The sequence below is a fragment of the Allobosea sp. P2_A10 genome (assembly GCF_056405115.1).
Map to the genome: position 1 here is coordinate 1 of NZ_JBFUCS010000021.1, position 21,456 is coordinate 21,456.

The 21,456-nt window shown below is 62.0% G+C and carries 20 protein-coding genes and 1 pseudogene; 12 read left to right on the forward strand and 9 right to left on the reverse strand.

Annotated elements, in window-relative coordinates; translation table 11 throughout:
* The 5 genes from AC1DZY_RS22700 to AC1DZY_RS22720 form a co-directional block, all read left to right on the forward strand.
* Positions 1-338, forward strand: a 338-nt coding sequence (locus AC1DZY_RS22700) for a hypothetical protein (RefSeq protein WP_476822428.1), incomplete at its 5' end; no start/stop codon positions are given.
* A 210-nt stretch (positions 339-548) separates the two neighbouring features.
* A complete protein-coding gene (locus tag AC1DZY_RS22705) occupies positions 549-722 on the forward strand; it encodes a hypothetical protein (protein ID WP_476822429.1) in 174 nt (57 codons plus the stop codon).
* A gap of 152 nt (positions 723-874) precedes the next feature.
* A complete protein-coding gene (locus AC1DZY_RS22710; protein ID WP_476822430.1) occupies positions 875-1,054 on the forward strand; it encodes a hypothetical protein in 180 nt (59 codons plus the stop codon).
* On the forward strand, positions 1,051-1,275 hold the full coding sequence (locus AC1DZY_RS22715) for a hypothetical protein (RefSeq protein WP_476822431.1): 225 nt from the start codon (positions 1,051-1,053) through the stop codon (positions 1,273-1,275). Before AC1DZY_RS22710 ends, AC1DZY_RS22715 begins: the two co-directional genes overlap by 4 nt.
* 70 nt (positions 1,276-1,345) lie before the next feature.
* Positions 1,346-1,594 (forward strand): hypothetical protein, encoded by a 249-nt coding sequence (locus tag AC1DZY_RS22720; protein ID WP_476822432.1) that lies wholly within the window; start codon positions 1,346-1,348, stop codon positions 1,592-1,594.
* Between the two features lie 644 nt (positions 1,595-2,238).
* On the opposite strand, the gene AC1DZY_RS22725 is transcribed toward AC1DZY_RS22720, so the two are convergent.
* Both AC1DZY_RS22725 and AC1DZY_RS22730 read right to left on the reverse strand, forming a co-directional pair.
* On the reverse strand, positions 2,239-2,505 hold the full coding sequence (locus AC1DZY_RS22725) for a hypothetical protein (protein WP_476822433.1): 267 nt from the start codon (positions 2,503-2,505) through the stop codon (positions 2,239-2,241).
* A 454-nt stretch (positions 2,506-2,959) separates the two neighbouring features.
* Positions 2,960-3,817 carry an SDR family oxidoreductase gene (locus AC1DZY_RS22730; RefSeq protein WP_476822434.1) on the reverse strand — a complete coding sequence of 286 codons (858 nt, stop codon included), beginning with the start codon at positions 3,815-3,817 and terminating at the stop codon, positions 2,960-2,962.
* Between the two features lie 167 nt (positions 3,818-3,984).
* Between AC1DZY_RS22730 and AC1DZY_RS22735 the strand changes: the two genes are divergently transcribed.
* Positions 3,985-4,230 (forward strand): hypothetical protein, encoded by a 246-nt coding sequence (locus AC1DZY_RS22735; RefSeq protein WP_476822435.1) that lies wholly within the window; start codon positions 3,985-3,987, stop codon positions 4,228-4,230.
* Positions 4,231-4,259: 29 nt separating this feature from the next.
* Here AC1DZY_RS22735 and AC1DZY_RS22740 read toward each other — a convergent pair whose 3' ends face one another.
* Together AC1DZY_RS22740 and AC1DZY_RS22745 are read right to left on the reverse strand one after the other, a co-directional pair.
* On the reverse strand, positions 4,260-4,574 hold the full coding sequence (locus tag AC1DZY_RS22740; RefSeq protein WP_476822436.1) for a VOC family protein: 315 nt from the start codon (positions 4,572-4,574) through the stop codon (positions 4,260-4,262).
* Entirely contained in the window at positions 4,517-4,708 is a 192-nt protein-coding gene (locus tag AC1DZY_RS22745; protein ID WP_476822437.1) for a VOC family protein, read from the reverse strand. The genes AC1DZY_RS22740 and AC1DZY_RS22745 overlap by 58 nt, the downstream gene beginning before the upstream one ends.
* A gap of 129 nt (positions 4,709-4,837) precedes the next feature.
* On the opposite strand from AC1DZY_RS22745, the pseudogene AC1DZY_RS22750 reads away from it, so the two are divergent.
* Positions 4,838-5,494, forward strand: a pseudogene (locus tag AC1DZY_RS22750) (transposase); the annotation flags it as partial.
* 193 nt (positions 5,495-5,687) lie between these two features.
* Here the strand turns inward: AC1DZY_RS22750 and AC1DZY_RS22755 are convergent.
* On the reverse strand, positions 5,688-6,113 hold the full coding sequence (locus tag AC1DZY_RS22755) for a response regulator (protein WP_476822438.1): 426 nt from the start codon (positions 6,111-6,113) through the stop codon (positions 5,688-5,690).
* A gap of 444 nt (positions 6,114-6,557) precedes the next feature.
* On the opposite strand from AC1DZY_RS22755, the gene AC1DZY_RS22760 reads away from it, so the two are divergent.
* Positions 6,558-6,911, forward strand: coding sequence for a response regulator (locus AC1DZY_RS22760; protein WP_476822439.1), 354 nt, complete (start codon positions 6,558-6,560; stop codon positions 6,909-6,911).
* Between the two features lie 34 nt (positions 6,912-6,945).
* Here the strand turns inward: AC1DZY_RS22760 and AC1DZY_RS22765 are convergent, their stop codons facing one another.
* The 3 genes from AC1DZY_RS22765 to AC1DZY_RS22775 all read right to left on the reverse strand — a co-directional run bounded on the left by AC1DZY_RS22765 (position 6,946) and on the right by AC1DZY_RS22775 (position 13,370).
* Positions 6,946-9,489 (reverse strand): response regulator, encoded by a 2,544-nt coding sequence (locus AC1DZY_RS22765; RefSeq protein WP_476822440.1) that lies wholly within the window; start codon positions 9,487-9,489, stop codon positions 6,946-6,948.
* Entirely contained in the window at positions 9,486-10,976 is a 1,491-nt protein-coding gene (locus AC1DZY_RS22770; protein WP_476822441.1) for an ATPase domain-containing protein, read from the reverse strand. Before AC1DZY_RS22770 ends, AC1DZY_RS22765 begins: the two co-directional genes overlap by 4 nt.
* An 816-nt stretch (positions 10,977-11,792) precedes the next feature.
* Positions 11,793-13,370, reverse strand: coding sequence for an OpgD/OpgG family glucan biosynthesis protein (locus AC1DZY_RS22775; RefSeq protein WP_476822442.1), 1,578 nt, complete (start codon positions 13,368-13,370; stop codon positions 11,793-11,795).
* A 568-nt stretch (positions 13,371-13,938) separates the two neighbouring features.
* Here AC1DZY_RS22775 and AC1DZY_RS22780 point away from each other — a divergent pair.
* The 3 genes from AC1DZY_RS22780 (at position 13,939) to AC1DZY_RS22790 (ending at position 18,539) form a co-directional block, all read left to right on the forward strand.
* Positions 13,939-15,885, forward strand: coding sequence for an AI-2E family transporter (locus tag AC1DZY_RS22780; RefSeq protein WP_476822443.1), 1,947 nt, complete (start codon positions 13,939-13,941; stop codon positions 15,883-15,885).
* A 142-nt stretch (positions 15,886-16,027) separates the two neighbouring features.
* Positions 16,028-17,365, forward strand: a complete 1,338-nt coding sequence (locus AC1DZY_RS22785) for a sensor histidine kinase (RefSeq protein WP_476822444.1) — start codon at positions 16,028-16,030, stop codon at positions 17,363-17,365.
* Positions 17,366-17,405: 40 nt separating this feature from the next.
* Positions 17,406-18,539, forward strand: coding sequence for a sugar ABC transporter substrate-binding protein (locus AC1DZY_RS22790; RefSeq protein ID WP_476822445.1), 1,134 nt, complete (start codon positions 17,406-17,408; stop codon positions 18,537-18,539).
* A gap of 212 nt (positions 18,540-18,751) precedes the next feature.
* On the opposite strand, the gene AC1DZY_RS22795 is transcribed toward AC1DZY_RS22790, so the two are convergent.
* Positions 18,752-20,002, reverse strand: coding sequence for a cation:proton antiporter (locus AC1DZY_RS22795; RefSeq protein ID WP_476822493.1), 1,251 nt, complete (start codon positions 20,000-20,002; stop codon positions 18,752-18,754).
* A gap of 229 nt (positions 20,003-20,231) precedes the next feature.
* Here AC1DZY_RS22795 and AC1DZY_RS22800 point away from each other — a divergent pair, with 229 nt between their 5' ends.
* Complete coding sequence (locus AC1DZY_RS22800) at positions 20,232-21,452, forward strand: DUF2254 domain-containing protein (protein WP_476822446.1); 1,221 nt, start codon at positions 20,232-20,234, stop codon at positions 21,450-21,452.
* The last annotated feature ends 4 nt before the right edge of the window (positions 21,453-21,456 follow it).

A 21,456-nucleotide genomic window follows, 5' to 3' on the forward strand; every position in this document is an offset into this window, starting at 1 on the left:
GACAGCAGAAATCTTTCCAATTTCTTACCGCTTATCATACGCACGGGGGCGAATGCCGAACCCTGTTGCGTGGCCGAAAAAATCGAGTTTCTATTCCCGCCGTCTTTAAGCGTAGGGCGAAAATGCCAGATCGAAAAAGTACAGCGGTAAAAGTCGCGGCGCGGGATATCAAGCAGATCACGGTCAGCGGCGATGGCCTCGCCGTGGCGGAGATTGCCTTCGAACTGGACGGGAACTCCGACCTGCACGTGATCCTTGCTCCCGAGCTTTTGGCCAAGCTCGAAGCCATGCTGGCGCAGGCAAGCATGGAGCAGGCCAAAAACAATCCGGTTCAGTGAGCGTACCGGCTCCGCGTCTTGGCTGGGCCGCGACGTGCCACGGCAGTTCGTCATGCCGCACGTTATTGCCTGGGCTAAAGCGAATCGGTGGCGGCGCGACATTCGCCAAGGAGGGCGGCGTCGGCCGCCTACGCCAAACTGGCTTGCGGGCCTGCCCCACCTTTGGAACCTGACGCCTCGGCGGTCTGTTGAGACCCTCAGGAGGCCGACATGACCGATGACAATGCCATTTCGTCTCTCGACGAATATGAAAAGGCGACGCAGCGCATTCGCGAGCTAAGCGATGCCAAAGAAGGGACCCCAGAAGCCGAAGAGCTTGCTTGGCTCGTCGCGGCTGTCATGGAATGGGACAAGCTGCACGACGACGCAACGCGGTGGCTTTGACGCGCGGCTGTTCTGGAGAATCTGGCTCGCTTTGATGACAATCTGCATCGTCTCGGATCATCTCAGCGGCTTTATGGACGGCATAGGGCTGCAGGGAACCGTCTCACCCAATTATCGTTGAGTCGCCATTGTAGCGTTTGTCAGGTGGCGTCATGGGTGAAGTGCTGAAGGTGTGTCGCCTCGGCCGCGATTGGGCCGTCAAAGACCGGACCGGGGCGTTCTGGGGTCAGACGGATAAGCGATCCGAAGCGGAAGCGACCGCCGCGAAAATGGCCAAGCTGCGCGAAGGCTGCACCATCGTCATTCGAGACGAACAGGGGACCAGCCGATGAGCGTCGTCAGCAGCGAGAGGGCGCCTACACGTTGCGTGCTCCGGCGCGAGGCTTGCCAGGACGCAGACGGCAATCCCTACACGGTTATCGTTTGGCAGGACCAGCCACCGATGCCGTTCACCAGCTACACGCTGGAGGACGGCTCGGAAGTCCATTACGACGATGAGTGCGGGTTTACGGTTGTCGATACCGGCAGGGAACTCACGCGCTGCGACAACTGATGCGCTGGTTCGACCGACGAGAGCGAGTTGGACGAACTGCTGTCGGCTTTTGGACGCTGGGAGAAAAACGATGGAATCCGTCACAGTGACCGGTGAAGACATCCTCGCGCGCCATACCGGAGAATGTTCGGTGATGCTGCGCCAGAATGTAAAGCGCGGTGGCGAGATGCTGGCGACCTATCGCATGGATTATGCGTCTCTTAGGGAGGCGCTGGCGGGGGTCGGCGATGACCTCCGAGCGGGCCGGGTCGAGACAATCACCGTTGGCCAGGTGCCGCTGAGCGACGACGAGATCAGAACGCTTCGGGCCGGCCTCTAGAGTGGCGGCCTCAATTTGCCGATTTAGCCTAGCGCAGTCTCACTTTGGGTTTCGGTGGGCAGAACCGTTTTGGTGTTTAGGTAGAGTTCGACAGCCGGCCCGATCAACGGGCCGGTTGGGTTGGTCTGCCATAATCCGGCGAYGATATGCGCGAGGCGTTCTCGCGCTCCGGAGGCTGCCAAAACGTCCACCGGCTCGATCTCGCTTACCGMAATCCAAGCAGCGTCGAACGCATCGCCTAACYTGGCGAGTTCCTGAGGATCAGCKGTSAWCGATCGGAACGGCATGATYAGGATTTAGACACGCTGCGCGCCCAAACGCAAAAGGCCCGGCACCCCTTTCGGAGCGTCGGGCCAGATGACTGTCGAGCGAAGACGGCGGTATCTACCGCATGAAAAACCAGAGCAGGATRATGATCGGGATCGGMACGCCTAAAAGCCAAAGTCCCATCGAGCGCATRATCAACCTCCCTATTGTGCCACGCGGATAACGCTGGCCAATCGGACGTGGTTCCCCMCGACGAAAAAGGGCCGTCGTTCCTCTGGGAGCGGCGGCCCWAGTTTAGGAGGAAACGCCCAATCAGGGCTCTACACCGGATCCGGCCGGTCCCGAACGCCGTGGCCGTGGCTCCGGCGATCCCGATGTCAGACCTTCGGCGGCAATGATCCGCGATCGAAGACCGGCACCGAATCCACTTTTCCAGTCGGCGATTGCCCGGCAGGGACATCTTCAGCCGCCTTTCGCACAGCCTCTTCCGACTCCGTCAGGCCATCGCTCGAATCGTTGGCGTCACTGCCTTCGTCATGAATGTTCGTGGCTTTGGAGACTTGGCCACCTTGAGCGTTTGCCACGTCGAGCTTTGCTTCGTCGCGGTCCTCGGGCTTCTTGAGATAATCGTTGTAAGCGGGCATCGGCTTGTCCTTCCTTCGCCTGATCGTAAGGCAGTTTCAATTGCCGCCGATTATCGAGAAATTCGGGCCCATGAGACCGGTCTCGGGCGTCTTGTGGGCACCTGCAGGCCCCTCTGTTCCGGAGTGCTTGCCGGCCGCCAGGCCCTCGGGGTCATCTGGCTCATAAGGCGGATGCGGACCTGTCGCGACCCTTCGTCCTAGATATGGCGACCGACCCCAATGTGCCGCCCCTGCCGCCTCACATCACGCTGGCGCAGGCCGGCGGGTTCGCGTCAGCCTTGGCAAGCGGCGATCTCGAGGCGGGAAATGTGATCGTGAGTACGGCGCGCTCCCTGCTGAATTCTCTCACGCCCGGCACGAAAGAGCGGTAAAAATCGCTAGGGGTGGCACGACAGGCCCATCGCCGCTCCCGTGATCGTCGGTCCCCCGGAGTGTTCCCCATGCCGACGCTCGTTCAGAGGATCGGCTTGCCGCCGGTCACCGCGATCGTGGCGCCAGACACATAGCTCGAGAGCGGATCGGCGAGCATGACGTAGGCGGTCGCCAGTTCCGCAGGCTGGCCCGGCCGTTTCATCGGCACCTGCTTGCCGAAGTTCGAAACCCGGTCGGGCGACATGGTCGAGGGGATCAGCGGTGTCCAGATCGGGCCCGGCGCCACGGCATTGGCGCGGATGCCTTTCTCCGCCAGCATCTGGGCCAGCCCGCCGGTGAAATTTTGGATCGCGCCCTTCGTCGTGGCATAGGCTAGCAGCGTCGGGTTGGGCATGTCGGAATTGACCGACGCCGTGTTGATGATCGCGCTGCCCTCCGGCATATGCGCGACCGCAGCCTTGGTTAGATAGAACATCGCGTGGATGTTTACGGCGAAGGTCAGCTGCCACTCATCGTCGCTGATGTCGGCGATGTCGTCGAACGTCGCCTGATGGGCGGCATTGTTCACCAGGATATCGATTCCGCCGAGATCCGAGACCGTCTGCTCGACGAGCTTGCGGCAATGCTCGGGCGACTGGATGTCGCCTGACACGAGCACGGCCTTGCGGCCTGCCTTCTCGACCCATTGGGCGGTTTCGCGGGCATCCTCGTCCTCGTTGAGATAGGAGATCAAGATGTCCGCCCCCTCTCGGGCAAATGCGATCGCCACCGCGCGCCCGATGCCGCTGTCGCCGCCGGTGATGAGCGCACGCTTGCCTTGCAGGCGCCCCGAGCCGCGATAGCTTTCCTCGCCATGGTCGGGGCGCGGGTCCATCGCTTCCGTCTGTCCCGGCATCGTTTGCTGCTGTTCGGAAAATGGCGGCTTAGGATAGGCGTTCATCGCGGGCGCTCCTTTTACACCTCAAAGTTGGGATGCTGGCCGTAACGCTGCATGCCACGCATTTGATCCCAGATTTTCCGACGTTTCAGACTCCAGGCCGAGGTGGCGGAACTCATGGGGGCACCTCTCCGTTACGCGGAGGCTCAGCCAACGGAGGAGAACGTCTCGTGAAGATTAAGGACAAGGCCGACTACGACGCCGCAGCGAAGCGGGCCAACGCTATAAGCGACGCACCGGAAGGAACGCCCGCGGCGCGCGAACTCGCCGGATTGGTCGGTGCCATCCGCGCATGGGAGGAGGCCCATAAAGGCGAGAACGCAAACGGCATCGAGGACGCATCGAGCCTGACCCGCCCCGACGACCTCTCGATCTCGGGGCTTCCCGGCAATCTCGGCAAGCTCTACAAGGATTGAGGTCGATGCCTACAGCGTAGCGCGCGCCTTTAGGCCATGCCCTTGTCGCGCAGCTGGGCTTTCGCGCTGTCGTACTTTTCCCGCGAAAGGCCCATGGAACTCAGCACCGCCGGCGTCCTGGAGAACTGGACATCGCCGTAGGCAACGACCGCGATGCGATTGCCCCAAGGATCGAGGACATCGCAGAACGGGCCCTCGACCATCGTCGCGCCGGCGGCTGAAGCCAGTTCCAGTACATGCGCGCGGTCATCGACCACCAAGCCGAAATGGCGCTGCTCGTCCGGCCCTAGGCGGCGCCCGCGGGCCAGAGCAAGGAACTGGTCGCCCATGTCGATGAACGCCATGGCGAGACCACCGCATCGTCGAGATGGCTGAACGTGAAGATCGCGCCATAGAAATCGAGCGCTGCAGCCACGTCGCCGACCTCGAGCGTGACATGGTTGATGCCGACCAGCCTCGGCTTGCCCTTCTCCGTCATGTCTCTCTCTCCCGCTTCGTGATCTGCCGCGAGTTTAACGTCGGGCGCCATTTTTCGTTCGACGGTGTCAAACGGCGCGCAATATTTTGCCCCCCGATCGGCGTCCAAACTTGCACGCCGAAACACAGACAGATTGTCGTTTCCAGCCTGGTTGCGGCACCAAGGCAGCGCAACACCAAAGAGGAGAAGGACGAGATCAAGGCCAGGCGTATTCCCCAGGCCTGGAAGGAACGCCCGGCCAAGCTCAGGCAGAAGGATCGTGACGCGCGTTGGACCGTCAAGTTCGCCAAGGCCAGGCCGCAGGCGGACGGCACAATGCCGCCGGTCGACATCGCCATTCCCGCCTTCGGCTATCAAAACCATATCGCGATCGACCGCGAGCATGGCCTGATCCGGCGCTGGCTGGTGACGGATGCAGCCGCCTATGAGGGCGCGCGGCTACGCGAGGGCCTGCTCGATCCCATCAACACGTCCAAGGCCGTCTGGGCCGATAGCGCCTATCGCTCCGCAGCCAACGAGGCCTTCCTCGACAAGCACGGCTTCGTCAGCAAGATCCATCGCAAGAAGCCCAAGGGCAGGCCCATGCCAGAGGCGACACGGCACGCCAACAACGCGAAGTCGAAGGTCCGCTCCCGCGTCGAACATGTCTTCGCGCAGCAGAAGGCGAGAATGGGCCTCTTCGTGCGCACCATCGGCATCGCCAGGGCCAAAACCAAGATCGGCATCGCCAATCTCGCCTACAACATCCGCCGGCTCGTCTGGCTTAACCGAACAGCAGTGGCCTAAGCGACGTCAGACGCCCCCAACACGCGGACTGCACGCCTCAAGGCCGAGCCGACCTCTGACCACCGACCTCTATCCTACGCCGGGAATGCTGAGCACGAACGGAAAATGACGTTCTTCGAACAGTCCCGCTTCCAGCGTGGTCACCCGCAAAACGCGCGCGGGTACCCTCACTGCGAGAGCTCATCGCAAACCGCTAAACCGCGTGGGACGTATCCGGACTTTGAGGGGTAACTCCACAGCGTCGGCTATCCGCCTTGTTGAGCAGGGTCGAAATCGCGGTGATGAGCTGCGGAAACGCGAACGGCTTGGCGATCATGATGCTATTTGGAACGCCTTGCGCCGTCCACTCACCTGAGCTGTCACCGCTCATGTAGACGACCGGCAGTGTCGGGATGTTCTCACGGATATGCCTGGCGACATCCCAACCGCTCGCCCCCTTGCCGAGGCGAATGTCAGTTACGACGGCACAGATTTCGGCACTGCGCTCATCGAAAACAGCGATGCCCTGAGCTGCGCTCGCAGAGGTGACAACCTCAAAACCGGCTTCGGCAAGCGCTGCTTCCACATCCATCAAGATCAGCGGCTCGTCTTCGATTACCAAAACGCGCAGCGGCGTCATATGCCAGTCTCCCATACAGCAGACGTCACAACGTCGCGCTTCTCAATTAGTTCGCTGGAGCAGACAGTCGAGCTTCAATTTTATGTGAGATGGTTACTGCCGTGCGAAGCGGCGGGCATCGAGTGTCCCAGTTCGGGTATTCGCATTGCGTTTGTTCAGTGAAGCGACATCGACCGCGCGACGCCGATCAACCGTGACGCCCCCTACCGCCCAGTATCGTCATAACGGCCGGACGCGGTTAAATAAGAAAGCCGATCCTTATCAGCGGGGCCCGGCCGCCAGCCGGCCTACCGCCATCTTATGATCGAACGGCCCAGAATTCACCGCCCGGGGCTTTTCGTTTCCTGCGTTCGAACCGTGGACGTCGGGCTGCGTCCCGTGCAAGACACGATTACAGGCGGCGCTTTCGCCGCATGGTCAACACGCCGCGCGGGGGGCGAACCTATGCTGCAAGACAAGGCGATCCTCGTCGTGGAGGACGAGCCGATGATCGCGATGATGCTCGACGACCTCCTCACCGATCTCGGCTGCCGGGTCATTGGGCCGGCCATGAACCTCGTCCAGGCACAGTCGCTGCTAGAGCGGGGAACCTGCGACGCCGCCATCGTGGACCTGAACCTGAATGGCACTATGGCGCATCCGTTGGTCGAAACTCTCCGCGCCAGGGGCGTGCCGGTCATCGTTGCGACGGGCTATGGCAGTGACGTATCCGATCTGCCTGACGGCTGCCGGATGCTGGCGAAGCCTTACGCGATCCAGCATGTAGAGGAAGCGCTCAGGGCATGCCTCGGCCATTGACGGCGGCTGGAGGCGAGGTCGGCGAACCGTAAGCTCAAGGACCTTCCGATCTCCTAACCGTCTTACCGCGCGTCGCCGAGCGCAGGATTCGGGACAGGTCCTCGACGGCATAGGGCTTCTTCAGAAGCTCGAAACCGTGGTGGCCTTCATCCGCGAGGACGTGGCTGTAGCCGGAGGTGAGGATGACCGGGAGGCCGGGATACCGCCTCCGGATTTCCAGGCCCAGCTCGATGCCGCTCATTCCGGGCATGACGACGTCGGAGAACACCACGTCGAAGCCATCTGTCCCGGACAAGACGTTCAAAGCCTCGTTGCCGTTGGCCGCCCAAGTGGTCTCGTAGCCGAGGTCGCGCAGGAGCTGGGTCGAGAACGTCCCGACGTCGACGTTGTCCTCGACGACCAGCACGCGCCGGCCGCTGCCGCCGTCGATGGTCTCGGGACTGGAAGCCTCGATTTTGCTCGGGACGACCGGCTTGCGTTCGACGCGGGGAAGGTAAAGCGTGAAGCGGGAGCCGCGGCCGAACTCGCTCTCGACCGCGATATCTCCTCCCGACTGCTTGGCGAAGCCGAAGACCTGCGAGAGACCCAGCCCGGTTCCCTTGCCGACCTCCTTCGTGGTGTAGAACGGCTCGAAGATCTGCGTGAGCCTGTCGGACGGGATTCCCGCGCCGGTATCGGCCAGCGAGATGGCGACGAAGGGGCCCGTGCCGCCGGCATGGCCGCGGATCGGCGGCATCCGCGACAGGTCCTCGACCGCGATCGTCAGCGTACCTTCGCTTTCCATGGCGTCGCGGGCGTTCACGGCCATGTTGACGAGCGCCGTTTCGAACTGGCTGACGTCGGCCTCCACAAAGCATGCCTTCGCGCGGATGTCGGCCACGATCTCGACCCGCGACCCGACGATGCTGCGGAGCATCTCGGCGATGGAGCCGACGCGCGCAGACGGCTCGAAGACCTCCGGCTTCAGGGGTTGGCGACGGGCGAAGGCCAGGAGCTGCCCGGTGAGTTTGGCCGCGCGGTCCACGGTATCGGAGATGGCATCGACATAGCGCCGGCGGCGTTCCTCCGCGAGATTGGGCTTACGGAGCAGTTCGGTTGAGCTCTTGATGATGGTCAGCAGGTTGTTGAAGTCGTGCGCGACACCTCCCGTCAGCTGGCCGACCGCCTCCATCTTCTGCGCCTGGCGAAGCGCGTCCTCGGCCTTGGTCCGTTCGGCCACCTCGTCGACAACGCGGCGCTCCAGGGTCTCGTTGAGGTCGCGTATCCGCTCCTCGATCGCCTTGCGGGCCGTGACGTCGATGGCGGTGCCGAGCAGCCGCACGCAGCGGTCGCCCTCAAAAACGCCACGGCCCTTCGCTGCCACCCAGCGAACGAGGCCGTCCTCCTTGCCGATCGTTCGGTACTCCACGTCGTAGAGCGCCCGGCGCATCGGGTCGGCGGCGGCGGCGTAGGCCGCGGCCGTGGCCTCCCGATCGTCCGGATGGAGACCGTCGTAAAAATCCTGCATCGACACCGGGACGTCGGGGGAGATCCCGAACATCGCTTTGACCCGGGGTGGCCAGACCAGCACGTCGTGGATGGTGTCCACGTCCCAGAAGCCGATGTCCGCATTCTCGGTTGCCAAACGCAAGCGCTCCTCGCTCTCGCGGAGGCGGGCCTCGGCGCCCACCCGCTCGACATGCGACCAGCAGCGCTCGACGGCTGTCCCTATGATGGCAAGTTCGTTGGCCTGCCAGTCTCGCGGGTCGCTTTGATGGAGGGCCATCATGGCCACTAGGCGACCTGCCTTGACTAGCGGGCGGCACACGATCGCGCGGATACCGATCGCCAGGAACATCTCGCGTCCTTCGCCAGGAGCGAGTTCGGTGGCGACATCGCGAACCACCAGCGTGTGCCCGCCTCGCATGTCGGCCGCAGCGCGGGGACCGAACAGGTCGAGGCTATACGTACCGGCAGAACTCGCGACGCCTGGCACGGTGTAGTCGTCGCGAATGAAGAAGCGGTCGTTGTCGGCGTCCACGTCGGCGTAGGCGCATCTTGAGGCGCCGAGCCGGTTCGCAAGGCGCGTGGCCGCCGTCAGCATCGCCCCCGGGGCGTCGTGTGCGTGTCGCATGGCCTCGTCGAGTTCGCTCAGGAAACGGAGCTCCTCAACTCGCGCACGAGCCTCGTACTGCCGCATCCGACCGCGCAACGCGGCGCGGACCAGACTGACCAGGGTGGTGGGATGGAACGGGCGCTCAAGGAAGGTCGTGTTGCCGAGCACGTCGAGATAACGGCGCGCTGCCGGGTTTCGCTCAAGCCCGCCGCCATGGCCCGTGAGGAACACGAAGGGCAGGTCCGACCATTCCTGCTGATCCGCGATCCACGCGGCGAGCGGATTCAGATCGGCTGTCGCCAGAGCCTCTTCCGTGACCACGACCACCGCCGCGCCGACATCCAGTTCGCCGATTAGGTCGGGGAGCGATGCGCAGGCATCAGCGGCCAGTCCCGCCTCACCGAGCACGGCGACGGCAATAACCGAGTCCCTTCCCCGCGGGGCCAGGACCAGCGCACGATTGGAAACGGTCGTACGCTTCACGCCTGGCCTGCCCGCAAAAGCTCCGGGCCGTCGCCTACCAAGGTCGGGATCCCTCGCAACACGCCTTGGAAGTTGACGAGAGGCTCGCCGAGCGTCATCCCCCGACCGCCGATCCGGTACTCGCGGATCGTATCCTCATGCGCGCCCGTGCGCTTCTTGACGACCGAGATCGCGCGCCTCACGCGGCCAAGCGCCTCGAAATAGCGCAGTAGGATAACGGTGTCGGCAAGGTAGGTGACGTCGACCGGGGACTTCATGTCGCCGACGAGGCCGTGCTGGGCGACGGTCAGGAAGGTCGTCGCGCCCTGCCGATTGAGGTATTGCAGCAGTTCGTGGATGTGCAGGACCAGCGCCTGTTCGTGCGGCATGGAGGCCTGGTAGCCGTTGAGGCTGTCGACGACCACTGTCCCAACCCCGTGCGCCTCGACGCAGCGGCGCACCCGCTCGGAGAACTCTCCAGGGCTCAACTCGGCGGCATCGACCTGCTCGACGAACAGGTCGCCGGCATCAATCATCTCCTGCAGGTCGATGCCAAGTTTGGCGGCCCGTGCGAACAGGAGGCCAAGTTCCTCGTCGAAGACGAACAGCGCCGCCTTTTCTCTGCGGCCGACGGCGCCCTGGACGAACGTCAGCGTAAGCAGGGATTTGCCCGTGCCGGCAGGACCCAGGATAAGCACGCTCGATCCGCGCTCGACCCCACCCCCGAGCAGCGCGTCAAGTTCCGTCATCTCGCTCTTCACGACGTCCCGAGCGAACTGCGTTCTGTGCTCCGCCGAGACCAGGCGGGGGAAGACGCGCACGCCCCCGGTCAGGATGGCGAAGTCGTGGTAGCCGCCACGATAGCGTCGCCCGCGATACTTCGCGACGCGAAGGCGACGACGGTCGCCGCCGTACTCAGGCGAAGTCTCCTCCAATCGGATAACCCCGTGGGCGACGCTATGAACGGTCTTGTCGTTGACGTCGGTCGTGAGGTCGTCGAGCATCAGCACCGTCGCGCCCTGTCTGGCGAAGTAGTGCTTCAGAGCCAGGATTTGGCGCCGGTAGCGCAGCGAGCTCTGCGCGAGCAGCCGGATCTCCGATAGGCTGTCCAGCACCACGCGGTCGGGCCGCACCCGCTCGAACGCCTCGAAAATTCGCTTGGTGGTCTCCCCGAGCTCAAGGTCGGAGGAGTAGAGCAGGCTCTGCTGCTGGTCATCGTCGAGGAGGGTCTCGGGAGGGACCAGCTCGAATATGTCGATCCCGGTGAGGTCCCAGCCGTGCGAGGTCGCGCCCGCGCGCAGCTCCTCCTCCGTCTCGGCCAGCGTGATGTAGAGCGAGCGCTCGCCCGCCATCGCGCCGGCCACCAGGAACTGGATCGAGATGGTTGTCTTGCCGGTGCCTGGGTTGCCCTCCAGCAGGAAGAGCCGGTGCCTTTCGAGCCCGCCGCCGAGCACGTCGTCTAATCCGGCGACCCCAGTTGGGGCCTGCTTATCCAATGGCTCCAACACGCTCGACTCCGCTTTCGTTCAAGATGCAACGCTCGATCGAGGCGAGCCAACGATGCGTCGCCCAATTTCGATGTTAGCGTTTGATGTGTACTGGGTCGATGAGCACGGCCACGCCTGGCCAAGCAATGGCAAAAGACATTGGTCGGCGTGACGATGCCAAGGTGCGCGCGGCCGAGCCTACCTTGTCGATCATGGCGATGCCGACACCGTCACTCCGCTTCCGCCAATCTCAATCGCAGGAGCCTCTCGTTGCCGAGTGCGATACGCGCTCCGAGCGTAGAAGGCTCGCGTGGCGGGAATGTCATGCGGCTGAAGTCGGACCGCTCATGATCGCTGGCGACCTTTCAATGCAGCGCGCGTTCCGTGCAGGTGACGATCTCCAGTGATCTGCGACGCAGTTGTCCGTGCATCTGTTTCGCCGCTCGATCTGCAAGAGAGCGTTCTACTTCTTGACCTTTCGCCCTGGATCAAGCGCGCTCTCTGAAGCGGACGGCTTCGGATCGCTCTCTGTTGTTGTTCGGGTTTTAGCCTCGCCGGTTCCGCTATGATCGGATGACGGCGTTCCGGTGCCGGGTCGCGGGCGGCTGTCGCTGGCTCTGCGTGGCTGACCGGACGTGGCCTCATTGATGGGTTTGTCGGACATGGCTGTTCCTCCTCGCGCAATCAACGCCGTGCCGCAGTCCTAGTTCCTCAACGCCTATTCACAGTTTTGATGCCTAAGTATCGCAGAGAGGCCGGCTTATTCGTTCTGTTTTCGGCTCGTGATCTGGGGTTCAATACGTTTGTCACGCTTGCCCGATCGGGCTTCGGGGATCGTCAGTTTTTGCTGACGGTGTCGGTTCCTGGTCCGCTCTTCGGCACCGCCGCGACTGACCATGAACTCGTCCATGTTTCGGTCAGGGTTTGCGACCGCGATTTCAAGACAATACGCATCTGAGCTGTTTCGCCAGCATTGAGGGTTGCATCGACCATCACCCGAAATCCCTTGATCGCGGGATGGGGGTCGATGCTTTTTGCCGCTATCGTTCCGGCAGTGACAGAGGCGTGCAGCTCGACGCGCTTCGGATCAGCCAGATAATGCTCAAGATCGCCATCGGCGAAATCGACGATAAACCGGCGCGTGCCGGTGCCGTTGGAGCCGGCATCCTGGGTATCGGAGGCGCCGAAGCTGCTGCGAACCTGCCCCTGCGGATGCAGGGCCTCGGTCGTCGACAAAGCAGATAGGCGATAGACGAACTGCGCAGGCTTTCCTGGTTCGATCGGCTTGCTTGGTGTCCAGCAGGCGACGATATTGTCAAACGCTTCCCCGTCGGTCGGGATTTCGATCAGATCGACGCGGCCTTCACCCCAGTCGCCTAAGGGTTCGATCCAGTATCCTGGTCGGGCGTGATATTGCGCTTCGAGATCCTGGTAGTGGCCGAACTCGCGGTCGCGTTGCATCAAGCCGAAGCCGCCCGGGCTACGATCGGCGAAACTTGAGATTTGCAAAGACTTCGGATTTCGGATCGGTCGCCAGATCCACTCTCCCACGCCAGTCTTGAGCAGCAGACCATCCGAATCATGGATTTCGGGGCGAAAATCCGCTCGTTGTCCAAGGTCGCCCTCGCCAGCAAGGAACATTGACGTCAACGGCGCCAGACCGATCCGGGGTATCACGCTACGCGGCACGATCGTCGCTGTGACCGTCATGGTGGTCTGCTTTCCCGGCGAGACGACATAGCGATATGCCGCTACGACTGACGGGGAATCAACCAAACCGTAGATCACGAGCTCCGGGCTGCCGGGTGTCGGCTCTTCCAGCCAAAGCGAGCGGAAAAACGGAAATTCCTCGGGTTCCTTGCCGCCGACATCGAGTGCGAGTGAACGGGCCGACAGCCCATATCGGTGACCTCGGCCGATGAGGCGGAAATAGCTGGCGCCGAGAAATGCGATCAGCTCGTCCTGAACGGTCGGGTTATTCAGCGTCGTCGTGACGGCAAACCCGGCAAACCCCAAAGAGGGCGACAATCGCTCGGGGACCGGGACCTTGCCGTATTCGAAGAGGCCCGTCGTGAAGGGGATCGGCGTTGCGATGCCCTCCCTAATGATGTGCAGTTGGACAGGCTTGTCGTGGAGAAATCCGAGGTGAAACGGGTGGAGGCGATAGTCAGATCCACCATCACGCCACAATGCCTTTTCGCGCCGAAACCGGATTTCTCGATAGCTGTCATATGTCAATCGCGTCAGCTCTGCGGGGATTTTGAGACCCTCTGCATCGAAGGGTCGCTCGCCCAATGCGCGCGCCTGGCTGACGACGTCCTCGTAGCTGAATTTGCCGCCGCGATTGGCCCCGGTTGGGACGGCGTGGCCGCGATCAGGCGCGCTGACGAAGGCGGTCGACGCAAGCAGAGCCAACGCCGATCTACGCGATAGCAATCGTTCGCTCGAATTTCGCGTAGCAGTGAGAGAACCGCGCCGAGCCGCATCCTCTGTCAGGATAGACGATGTCATCGCGCAAACGGTGACGGTAGAACGACCCGGACTGTGCGAGCGTCGGTGGCTATGCTCGACGTATCCGTTGAAATCGGCGCGACGACCTGTCGCTGAACCGGCGATGATGGGACAAGGGCGCGGACAGGCTGGTCGACCAAAACGACCGATATTCGCTTTGCCTGTGCAATAGGCCGATCGACCTGCGAAACGGCCACACCCGAAAAGCCGACGATCGCAACGGCGGCCAGGAAAACAATACGAGTTTTCATAATCTTACCCCAATCGCCAACATGCGACGAGAACTGGCTCGGGGCTTTAATGTTCCGGCGGTTTCAACTGAGCGATCTGCGCGATCGCGCCCACGCCTGTCGAAGGGAACATCGATCACCACCTGCCGTTCAGCAGGAGCGGCGCCGGCGACTGAGCCAACGGCACGAGGGGGAATTCGATGACGCTTCCGGCCAGGCCTGGTCCAAGCCAGGACACGAAGATGCTCTTACCTATCGGCGCCGGTCTTGCGACCTTTGGCGTCATCGCGTTGATCGTGACCGCTCTTTACGTCGGTCGCGACGTGTTCGTCCCCGTAGCCTTGGCGATCCTGTTCAGTTTTGTGCTCGCACCTTTGGTGAAGGTCCTGCAGCGCCTGAAGATACCGCGCTCGCTGGCCGTCGTAACCGTGGTCGTCGTCGCATTCGCAGGGGTCAGCGCTCTGGCGATGATGATGGCCACCCAGGCGACGCAATTGGCGTCTGATCTTCCGCAATATCAAAACACAATCCGCGAAAAAATCGCATCTTTGCGCGGCTCCGGTCCTGGCGGTGGGGTCCTGTCGCGAGCGGCAGACGTCTTGCAAGACCTCAGCAAAGAGTTGGACAAGTCGCCTGAGCCCGTCGTTCCCGAGGTCTTTGGAACGCCGAAGGCGGCTCCGGAGCAGCGCCCTATCCCCGTCGAGGTTCATCAGCCCGACCCTGGCGCACTTGAAACGCTAAGGGCGTTTCTGGTCCCGTTGATACACCCTTTGGCGACGACGGGAATCGTGGTGATTTTTGTCATATTCATCTTGCTCCAGCGGGAGGATCTCAGAAACCGCTTCATCCGGCTGACGGGCACCTATGATCTGCAGAAGACAACGGCCGCGTTCAACGATGCCGCCAAGCGCCTGAGCCGACTCTTTTTGACCCAGCTGGCGGTGAATGCGGGTTTTGGCGTAGTCATCGGCCTTGGTCTTTGGGCAATCGGCGTGCCAAGTCCAGCGTTATGGGGCATCCTGACGGCAGTTCTGAGGTTCATCCCATACATCGGCGCGATCTTCTCCGCGGCTTTTCCATTGGCTATCGCCGCTGCGGTCGATCCGGGCTGGACAATGCTGCTTTGGACCGCAGCCTTGTTCATGATCGCTGAACCTGTCGCAGGGCATGTGATCGAGCCGCTGATCTATGGACAATCGACGGGCATGTCCCCCGTCGCGATCGTCGTCGCCGCGACGTTTTGGACATGGATCTGGGGACCGATCGGCCTCGTCCTCGCCACGCCGTTGACGGTCTGTCTTGTCGTCCTTGGCCGGCACGTCGAGCGACTCGAGTTCCTCGACGTACTTCTGGGTGACCGTCCAGCGCTGTCGGCGCCAGAAATTTTCTACCAGCGCATTTTGGCCGGCGACCCCGCCGAGGCAGCCGACAAGGCCGAGCAGGTTTTGAAGGAGAGATCGCTATCGGCCTACTACGAGACCGTCGCCCTGGAGGGATTGCGACTGGCCTCGGCCGACTGCATCCGCGGCGTTCTCGACGACGCCAGAATGGCAGGCATCCTCGAAACTGTTCGCGAGGTTATCGACGATCTGGCCGATCACGACGACAGGAAACCGCTTGACGGCAAAACACAGACGGACGCCGAGACCGAAGCGACCATCGACGAGACAAACGAGTTGCAGGGCACGGCGGATCTACCTGTCTTGACCGCCAACGAGTTGGCCGAGGGCTATAGGACGCCGCAGCCTATCCTATTCCTAGCAGGGCAAAACAAGCTCGACGAAGCCATCGCACTGATGTTGGCGCAAATCGTCGAAAAACATGGGGTCGCAGCACGCGTCGAACCTTCCGACAGCCTATCGACACGCAATATTTTCAAGCTCAGCGGTGATGGAGTGGCGCTCGTCTGCCTTTGCTATCTCGACGGGAACAGCATCGCGAACATGCGTTACGCCGTGAAGCGGCTTCGCCGGAAAATGCCCGAGGCGAAGATCATGATTGTTGCGCTGACGCTCGCTCCCAGCGAAACTGGCGAGAACCTCATGCAGGCGACGAAACCCGATCGCGTCGCCGTTACGTTCCGCGAGGCAGTCGAACACTGTCTGGAGGACGCGACGGCTCGTTCTATCGCGGCCATTAGTCAGCCTGAGCTTATCAAATCTGAGGGTCAGGCCGCTCAGAAACTCTGACGACTGCCGCCCGTATTCGTAGTGAAATGACATTGCTCGCTGGCCTGTTTCCGCTACAGTTTTGCTGCGCTGTTGATCGTGGGACGGGTGATCCCTCGTATTGCCATTCTGGATAGCCGCGCTTGGATCGAGGCGTGACAGAATGCCGATCTCACAACGATTTCTCGTCACGTCTACGCTGATTTTCCTGCTTACTGCGGCTGCCGCGCTATTGTGTCTGGTCGTTGCGACCGTGTGGTTAAGCCAACGAGCCCAGACCGACGCGTCGATTGTCGATAGCCAGCGGCTGCTAAGGAATCGAGCAGTCGGCGTGCGGGAGGCCCTGCTTGCGGCGGAATCAAGCCAAAGAGGTTTCATCCTCACGAGCAACGAAATATATTTGGCGCCGTATGAAAACGCCAAGCTCGTTGCGCAGGAGGAAATTTCCAAACTGACGTCAGATCTCGCTGAAAGCGGCCGGTTCCAAACCATGCTGCCACAGCTCAAAGGCTTGGTCGATCAGAGGATCACTGATCTCGACAGCTCGATGCTGGCAAAAAATAAAGGCAGCGCCGCGGACGCTTTGAGGATCATCGCCACTAATCAGGGCAAAGCTTTAATGGACGAGGTCGAAGTTTTTCTCTCGGCCATTGTAATCGAAGCTGAGGATACCCTGACCGACCGCCTTCTGACTCAGACTACGAATATCCTGGCGCTTCGCGTCGGGACCATCCTGGCAAGTCTGCTGATTTTGGGCGTAGTCGGCGGGGTCGTGGTCACCTTCACGCGCTATACCCGCGAAATCATGCAAGCGCGCGATGACCTATCAAGGGCGAATGCCAGCCTCGAGATCAGGGTGGAAGAACGCACTGACGATCTTCTTCGGGCACGAGATCGAGCCGAGGTACTGCTCACCGAAGTCAATCACCGCGTTGCCAACAACCTGTCGTTCGTCGGCGCGCTTATCCGCCTGCAACGCCAGGCGATCCCGGACAAAGCCGCAAAGGACGCCTTGGACGAGACTAGCTCACGCATCCAAGCCGTCGCAGAGATTCACAAGCACCTCTATACGACCGGCGACGTCACGTCGGTCGCTCTGGACACCTACATGACCGCGCTGTTGACGCAGCTCGAGCAAACACTTGCTTCAGGGGGATTCGGCGCCTCGATCACGCACGCGATCGAACCGATCCGCGTTTCGACCAGCGCAAGTATCAGCTTGGGTATCATCATCACCGAGTGGGTCACCAACGCCTTCAAGTACGCCTATGGCGGGCAGACCGGCCAAGTGCGCGTCCTCGCGCGCAAGCTCGATGACAAGCTTCTCGTCGCGGTCGAAGATGATGGTGTCGGCATGTCGATCGGAGAAGCGACGCGGGGCACTGGCGTGGGCTCCAAGATCGTCACGACGATCGCGCGGTCGCTCAAGGCCGAGGTCGATTACGTCAGCCGTAATCCGGGCACGGAAGCCCGTCTGATGATGTCGCTCGATCCCGCCTAGCGATGGCCCCAATTTCACTCAGGTTCCTCGGAGCGCTCTCATGACACTATCGCGCAGAGCGGTTTTAGGGGGACTGGGTCTGAGCGCTGCGATGCCTTCCATAGGCCGGTCGCAAGATGCTCCTCTCGGCATTACCACGCCAAAAAAATTCGGCAGCTTCAACGCGGATGCCGCGAGCTGCGCGGCTCCGCCCGCGCTCAGGAAGGTCCTTGTCTTCGCGCAGGACAATCAGCGCGAGTTCGTGCAGAGCGCCGCGCGCGGGATGGCGCGGGCTGCCCAACAACGGGGTCTCGCTTTTGAGATCGCGCTGGCCGACAACGATCCAAACGCAATGGTTGGCCACGTCCGTCGGGCAATCGCCGACCGCGTCGGCGCTCTCATTGCCGCACCGATCAACGTGGCAACACTTGCACCAGCGATCAGGGAATTCATCGCCCAAGGGGGATATGTCGGATCGATCGTTCCGCCTCCGGCGACGACCATTCTCAATGCACCTCAACTTGCAACCGGCAAAGCGTTGGGTGACGCCGCTGCGACCTACATTCGAACCCGATTGGGCGGCGAAGCTCGCGTGGTGCTTTTGACCCACGATACGAACCAGTTTCTGGCGCAGCGCTTTGTGGCGATACGCGCTGCTCTCAAGGCGGTCCCGGGGGCGCGCGTCATCGCCGATATTTCGCCAAAAACAGTCGACAAGGAGGGCGGCCAGGCGATCATGCGGACCATCCTCCTCGCGCATTCCCGCGTCGATGTCGTGCTCGGAGCAGATACTGTGGTCCTTGGCGCGTTGGCAGCGCTCCGCGATGCGCGCCTTGCGCGCGACGACCAATTCATTGGTGGCATCGACGGCGAGCCAGAGGCCTTTGCGGAGATGAGGAGGGGTGGGCCTTATAAGGCCAGCGTCAGTTTAGCCTCGCCTATATTTGGCTACGCTCTCGCGCAGCACGCCGCCGATTGGCTGGAGGGACGATCCGTGCCCCAAGGATTAGATATCCTGCCGAGTCTCGTCGTTCGGGAAAACATCAGCCAATTCGAGCGTGACACGGCCGACCCGGCCGCCGTCTATCAGGACCGAGCGCGTCGCGATGCCTATCTGCGCGCCTACGGAAACAGTTGCTATGACAGTCGGGCCGACTTCGTCGATTTCGGCTGGTCTTCTGAATTAAAAGAGTAGCCAGAAGAACTGGCAGGCATGCGCAACCACGCCTCCAGGCGTCCATCAGTCTCGCGGCCGACCTGCTCTGTCGCGACTGGAATGGCGAATGGGGAGCATGCCGTGACGGTGATGACCCAGACCCGTGTCCTAGACGTCATTCCGACCAGTAACGGCATCGAATTGCTGCATGTCACACGCGGAGAGGCGATAGCCCGGGCAGCCTAGCATTCTCAGCGCGGCCCTGAGAACCGCTCGACGACAGCTCTCAGGCTCAAGCCTTGGACTACGATTGTAAAGATAACGGCCGCGTAGGTCGCGGCCAGCAGGATCGGCTTCTCGGCAAACCCAGGCAACGACAGGGCCAGCGCAATCGAGATGCCGCCGCGCAAGCCGCCCCAGGTCAGAATGGGGATCGTTCCCTTTACGAATTCGGTGCGCGAGCGTAGCGCCATAACCGGGATCGACACGGCCAGGAAACGCGCCAGCAGCACGAGCGGGATGACGCAGAGCGCAGGCCAAAGGAAGGCCCGGTCGAAGCTTAGGACCAGAACCTCAAGGCCGATCAGCAGGAACAGGACCGAATTCAACACCTCGTCGATCAGGGTCCAGAACGCGAAGAGATAGCGCTGCGTCTCGTCGCTCATGGCGTCGCGTGGGCCCTGATTGCCGATCAGGATGCCCGCGACCACGACGGCGATCGGTCCGCTCATGTGGAGCTTCGACGCCAGAGCGTAGGTGCCCATCACGAGAGCAAGCGAGATCAGGGTTTCGATCGGGTAGTCGTCGATGGCGCGCGTGGCGCGATAGGCGACATAGCCTGTGATCAAGCCGAGAATGGCGCCGCCGAGCGCCTCGAAGACGAACAGATGAGCGACCTGCGTGACCTCAACGGCACCACTGCTCGCCCCTGTCGCAATCGCGACGATCACGGTGAAGATCACGACGCCGACGCCATCATTGAAGAGCGATTCGCCGGCCATGTCGGCTTCGAGCGTCTTTGGAACGCTGACTGATTTGAGCGTGCTCAGGACCGCGACAGGGTCGGTCGGGCTGATCAGGGCGCCAAAGACCAGCGACCAGGCAAGAGGAACCGGTGCGCCAAGGAACGCCGACAGCCACCAGAATCCGACGCCGACGACGACTGTCGAGATTACCACGCCGACGGTCGCCATCAGGCCGACCGCCCAGGCCCTGCTCTTAAGAACGGCGAGATTGACGTGGAGCGCGCCGGCAAACAGCAGGAATGCCAGCATGCCGTTCAGCACCGCCTCCTGAAAATCGATCTGCCGCAGCAGGCGCCGGAGATCATCGTAGGGTGAGATGTTCGGCAAGGCGATCTCGCCCCCGATCAGGATCAACGATGAAGCGAGCCCCATGACGAGAAGGCCGATCGCGTGCGGAAAACCGATGAAGACGTGGTTCAACCACCCGAAGATAGCGGTCAGGACGATCAGGATGGCGATGAGCTCGAAGGCGGACAGCACTACGTGTGTTCCTGAAAGTGCGGGAAAGCGGCTCGCAGCGTGACGATTGGGGCTCCAGCGCAACGCTCATCGCCGATCAGGCGAGGCATCGCAACCCGATGCCGTGCGCGCCTGTTAAAGGAACAGGCGTCGGCGCGAGCCTGCGATACGAGAAGGAACCCAGCATGCATTCGGCACTTTCATGACGTCGCGATGGCTCTGGCTTGCGTCTCAACTCACCCGGCGGATGTGGTTTCGCGCCACGCTGTTCTCGATACTGGCGGTTGCCACGGCGCTGATCGCGATCGTGGTGGGTCCCTACATCCCCAGCGACCTACCTACGAAGATCGGCGCCGACGCGGTCGACAACATCCTCGGCATCATCGCTTCAAGCATGCTGGCAGTCACCACCTTCTCGCTGAGCACCATGGTCTCAGCCTATTCGGCCGCGACAAGCAACGTCACGCCGCGGGCGACGCGGCTGGTGATGGAGGACACGACCACGCAGAACGTGCTGGCGACCTTCGTCGGCTCCTTTCTCTACAGCCTTGTCGGCATCATCGCGCTTAGCACCGGTGCCTATGGCAGCACCGGTCGCGTCGTACTGTTCGTCGTCACGGCCGGCGTCATCGTTCTGATCGTGGTGACACTTTTGCGCTGGATCGATCACCTGTCGCGGCTCGGGCGGGTGACGGAGACCACTGCGCGCGTGGAGAAGGCTGCGGCGGATGCCATGCGTATGCGCCACGAGAGCCCCTATATGGGCGGGCGACCCATGCCCGAAATCCCAAGGGCGGCCCGGCCGATTTATTCGTCCCAGATCGGTTATGTTCAGCATCTCGATATGGGTCAGTTGTCGACGATCGCCGAAAGCGCCGGTGGGACAATATATGCGGGTGCCACTCCAGGTGCCTTCGTCAGCCCGACAGAGCCGATCGCCTGGGCCGAGGCCCTCGACCAGGACGATCAGGAGAGCGCGATACGCGGCTGCTTCACGATCGATGACGTCCGCTCATTCGATCAGGATCCGCGCTTTGGCGCGTCGGTTCTGGCCGAGATCGCATCGCGCGCCCTGTCGCCAGCCATCAACGATCCGGGAACCGCGATCGACGTCATCGGCAGAGCTGTCCGCATTCTTTCGATCCGGGCAGAACCGGTTGATCCGCAGCGAGAAACGCGATTTCCGAGGGTGCATGTGCCGGCTATCGATGTGGCCGATCTCTTCGACGACCTCTTCACGCCCATCGCCAGGGATAGCGCCGGCATCGTCGAAGTCGGGATCAGACTGCAAAAGGCGCTCAAGATCCTGTCGCAGCTCGGCCCGGAGGATTTCGCCCAAAATGCCGCGCGGCACTCGGGTCTGGCGCTGAAGCGTGCCGAGACCGCACTAGCGGTCGAGCACGACATCGCCTTGCTGCGCAGTCTTGCGGCCAAGATCGAAGGCGTGCGCCAAGATCGTCTTATTTAGCGTT

Excerpts from the sequence above, each read along its gene's own strand:
- AC1DZY_RS22720 (WP_476822432.1), top strand. The coding sequence starts at position 1,346 with ATGGAATCCGTCACAGTGACCGGTGAAGACATCCTCGCGCGCCATACC.
- AC1DZY_RS22745 (WP_476822437.1), bottom strand. The coding sequence starts at position 4,708 with ATGACGGAGAAGGGCAAGCCGAGGCTGGTCGGCATCAACCATGTCACG.
- AC1DZY_RS22705 (WP_476822429.1), top strand. The coding sequence starts at position 549 with ATGACCGATGACAATGCCATTTCGTCTCTCGACGAATATGAAAAGGCG.
- AC1DZY_RS22780 (WP_476822443.1), top strand. The coding sequence starts at position 13,939 with ATGCTCTTACCTATCGGCGCCGGTCTTGCGACCTTTGGCGTCATCGCG.
- AC1DZY_RS22740 (WP_476822436.1), bottom strand. The coding sequence starts at position 4,574 with ATGGCGTTCATCGACATGGGCGACCAGTTCCTTGCTCTGGCCCGCGGG.
- AC1DZY_RS22800 (WP_476822446.1), top strand. The coding sequence starts at position 20,232 with ATGTGGTTTCGCGCCACGCTGTTCTCGATACTGGCGGTTGCCACGGCG.
- AC1DZY_RS22715 (WP_476822431.1), top strand. The coding sequence starts at position 1,051 with ATGAGCGTCGTCAGCAGCGAGAGGGCGCCTACACGTTGCGTGCTCCGG.
- AC1DZY_RS22790 (WP_476822445.1), top strand. The coding sequence starts at position 17,406 with ATGACACTATCGCGCAGAGCGGTTTTAGGGGGACTGGGTCTGAGCGCT.
- AC1DZY_RS22730 (WP_476822434.1), bottom strand. The coding sequence starts at position 3,817 with ATGAACGCCTATCCTAAGCCGCCATTTTCCGAACAGCAGCAAACGATG.
- AC1DZY_RS22755 (WP_476822438.1), bottom strand. The coding sequence starts at position 6,113 with ATGACGCCGCTGCGCGTTTTGGTAATCGAAGACGAGCCGCTGATCTTG.
- AC1DZY_RS22760 (WP_476822439.1), top strand. The coding sequence starts at position 6,558 with ATGCTGCAAGACAAGGCGATCCTCGTCGTGGAGGACGAGCCGATGATC.
- AC1DZY_RS22710 (WP_476822430.1), top strand. The coding sequence starts at position 875 with ATGGGTGAAGTGCTGAAGGTGTGTCGCCTCGGCCGCGATTGGGCCGTC.
- AC1DZY_RS22725 (WP_476822433.1), bottom strand. The coding sequence starts at position 2,505 with ATGCCCGCTTACAACGATTATCTCAAGAAGCCCGAGGACCGCGACGAA.
- AC1DZY_RS22785 (WP_476822444.1), top strand. The coding sequence starts at position 16,028 with ATGCCGATCTCACAACGATTTCTCGTCACGTCTACGCTGATTTTCCTG.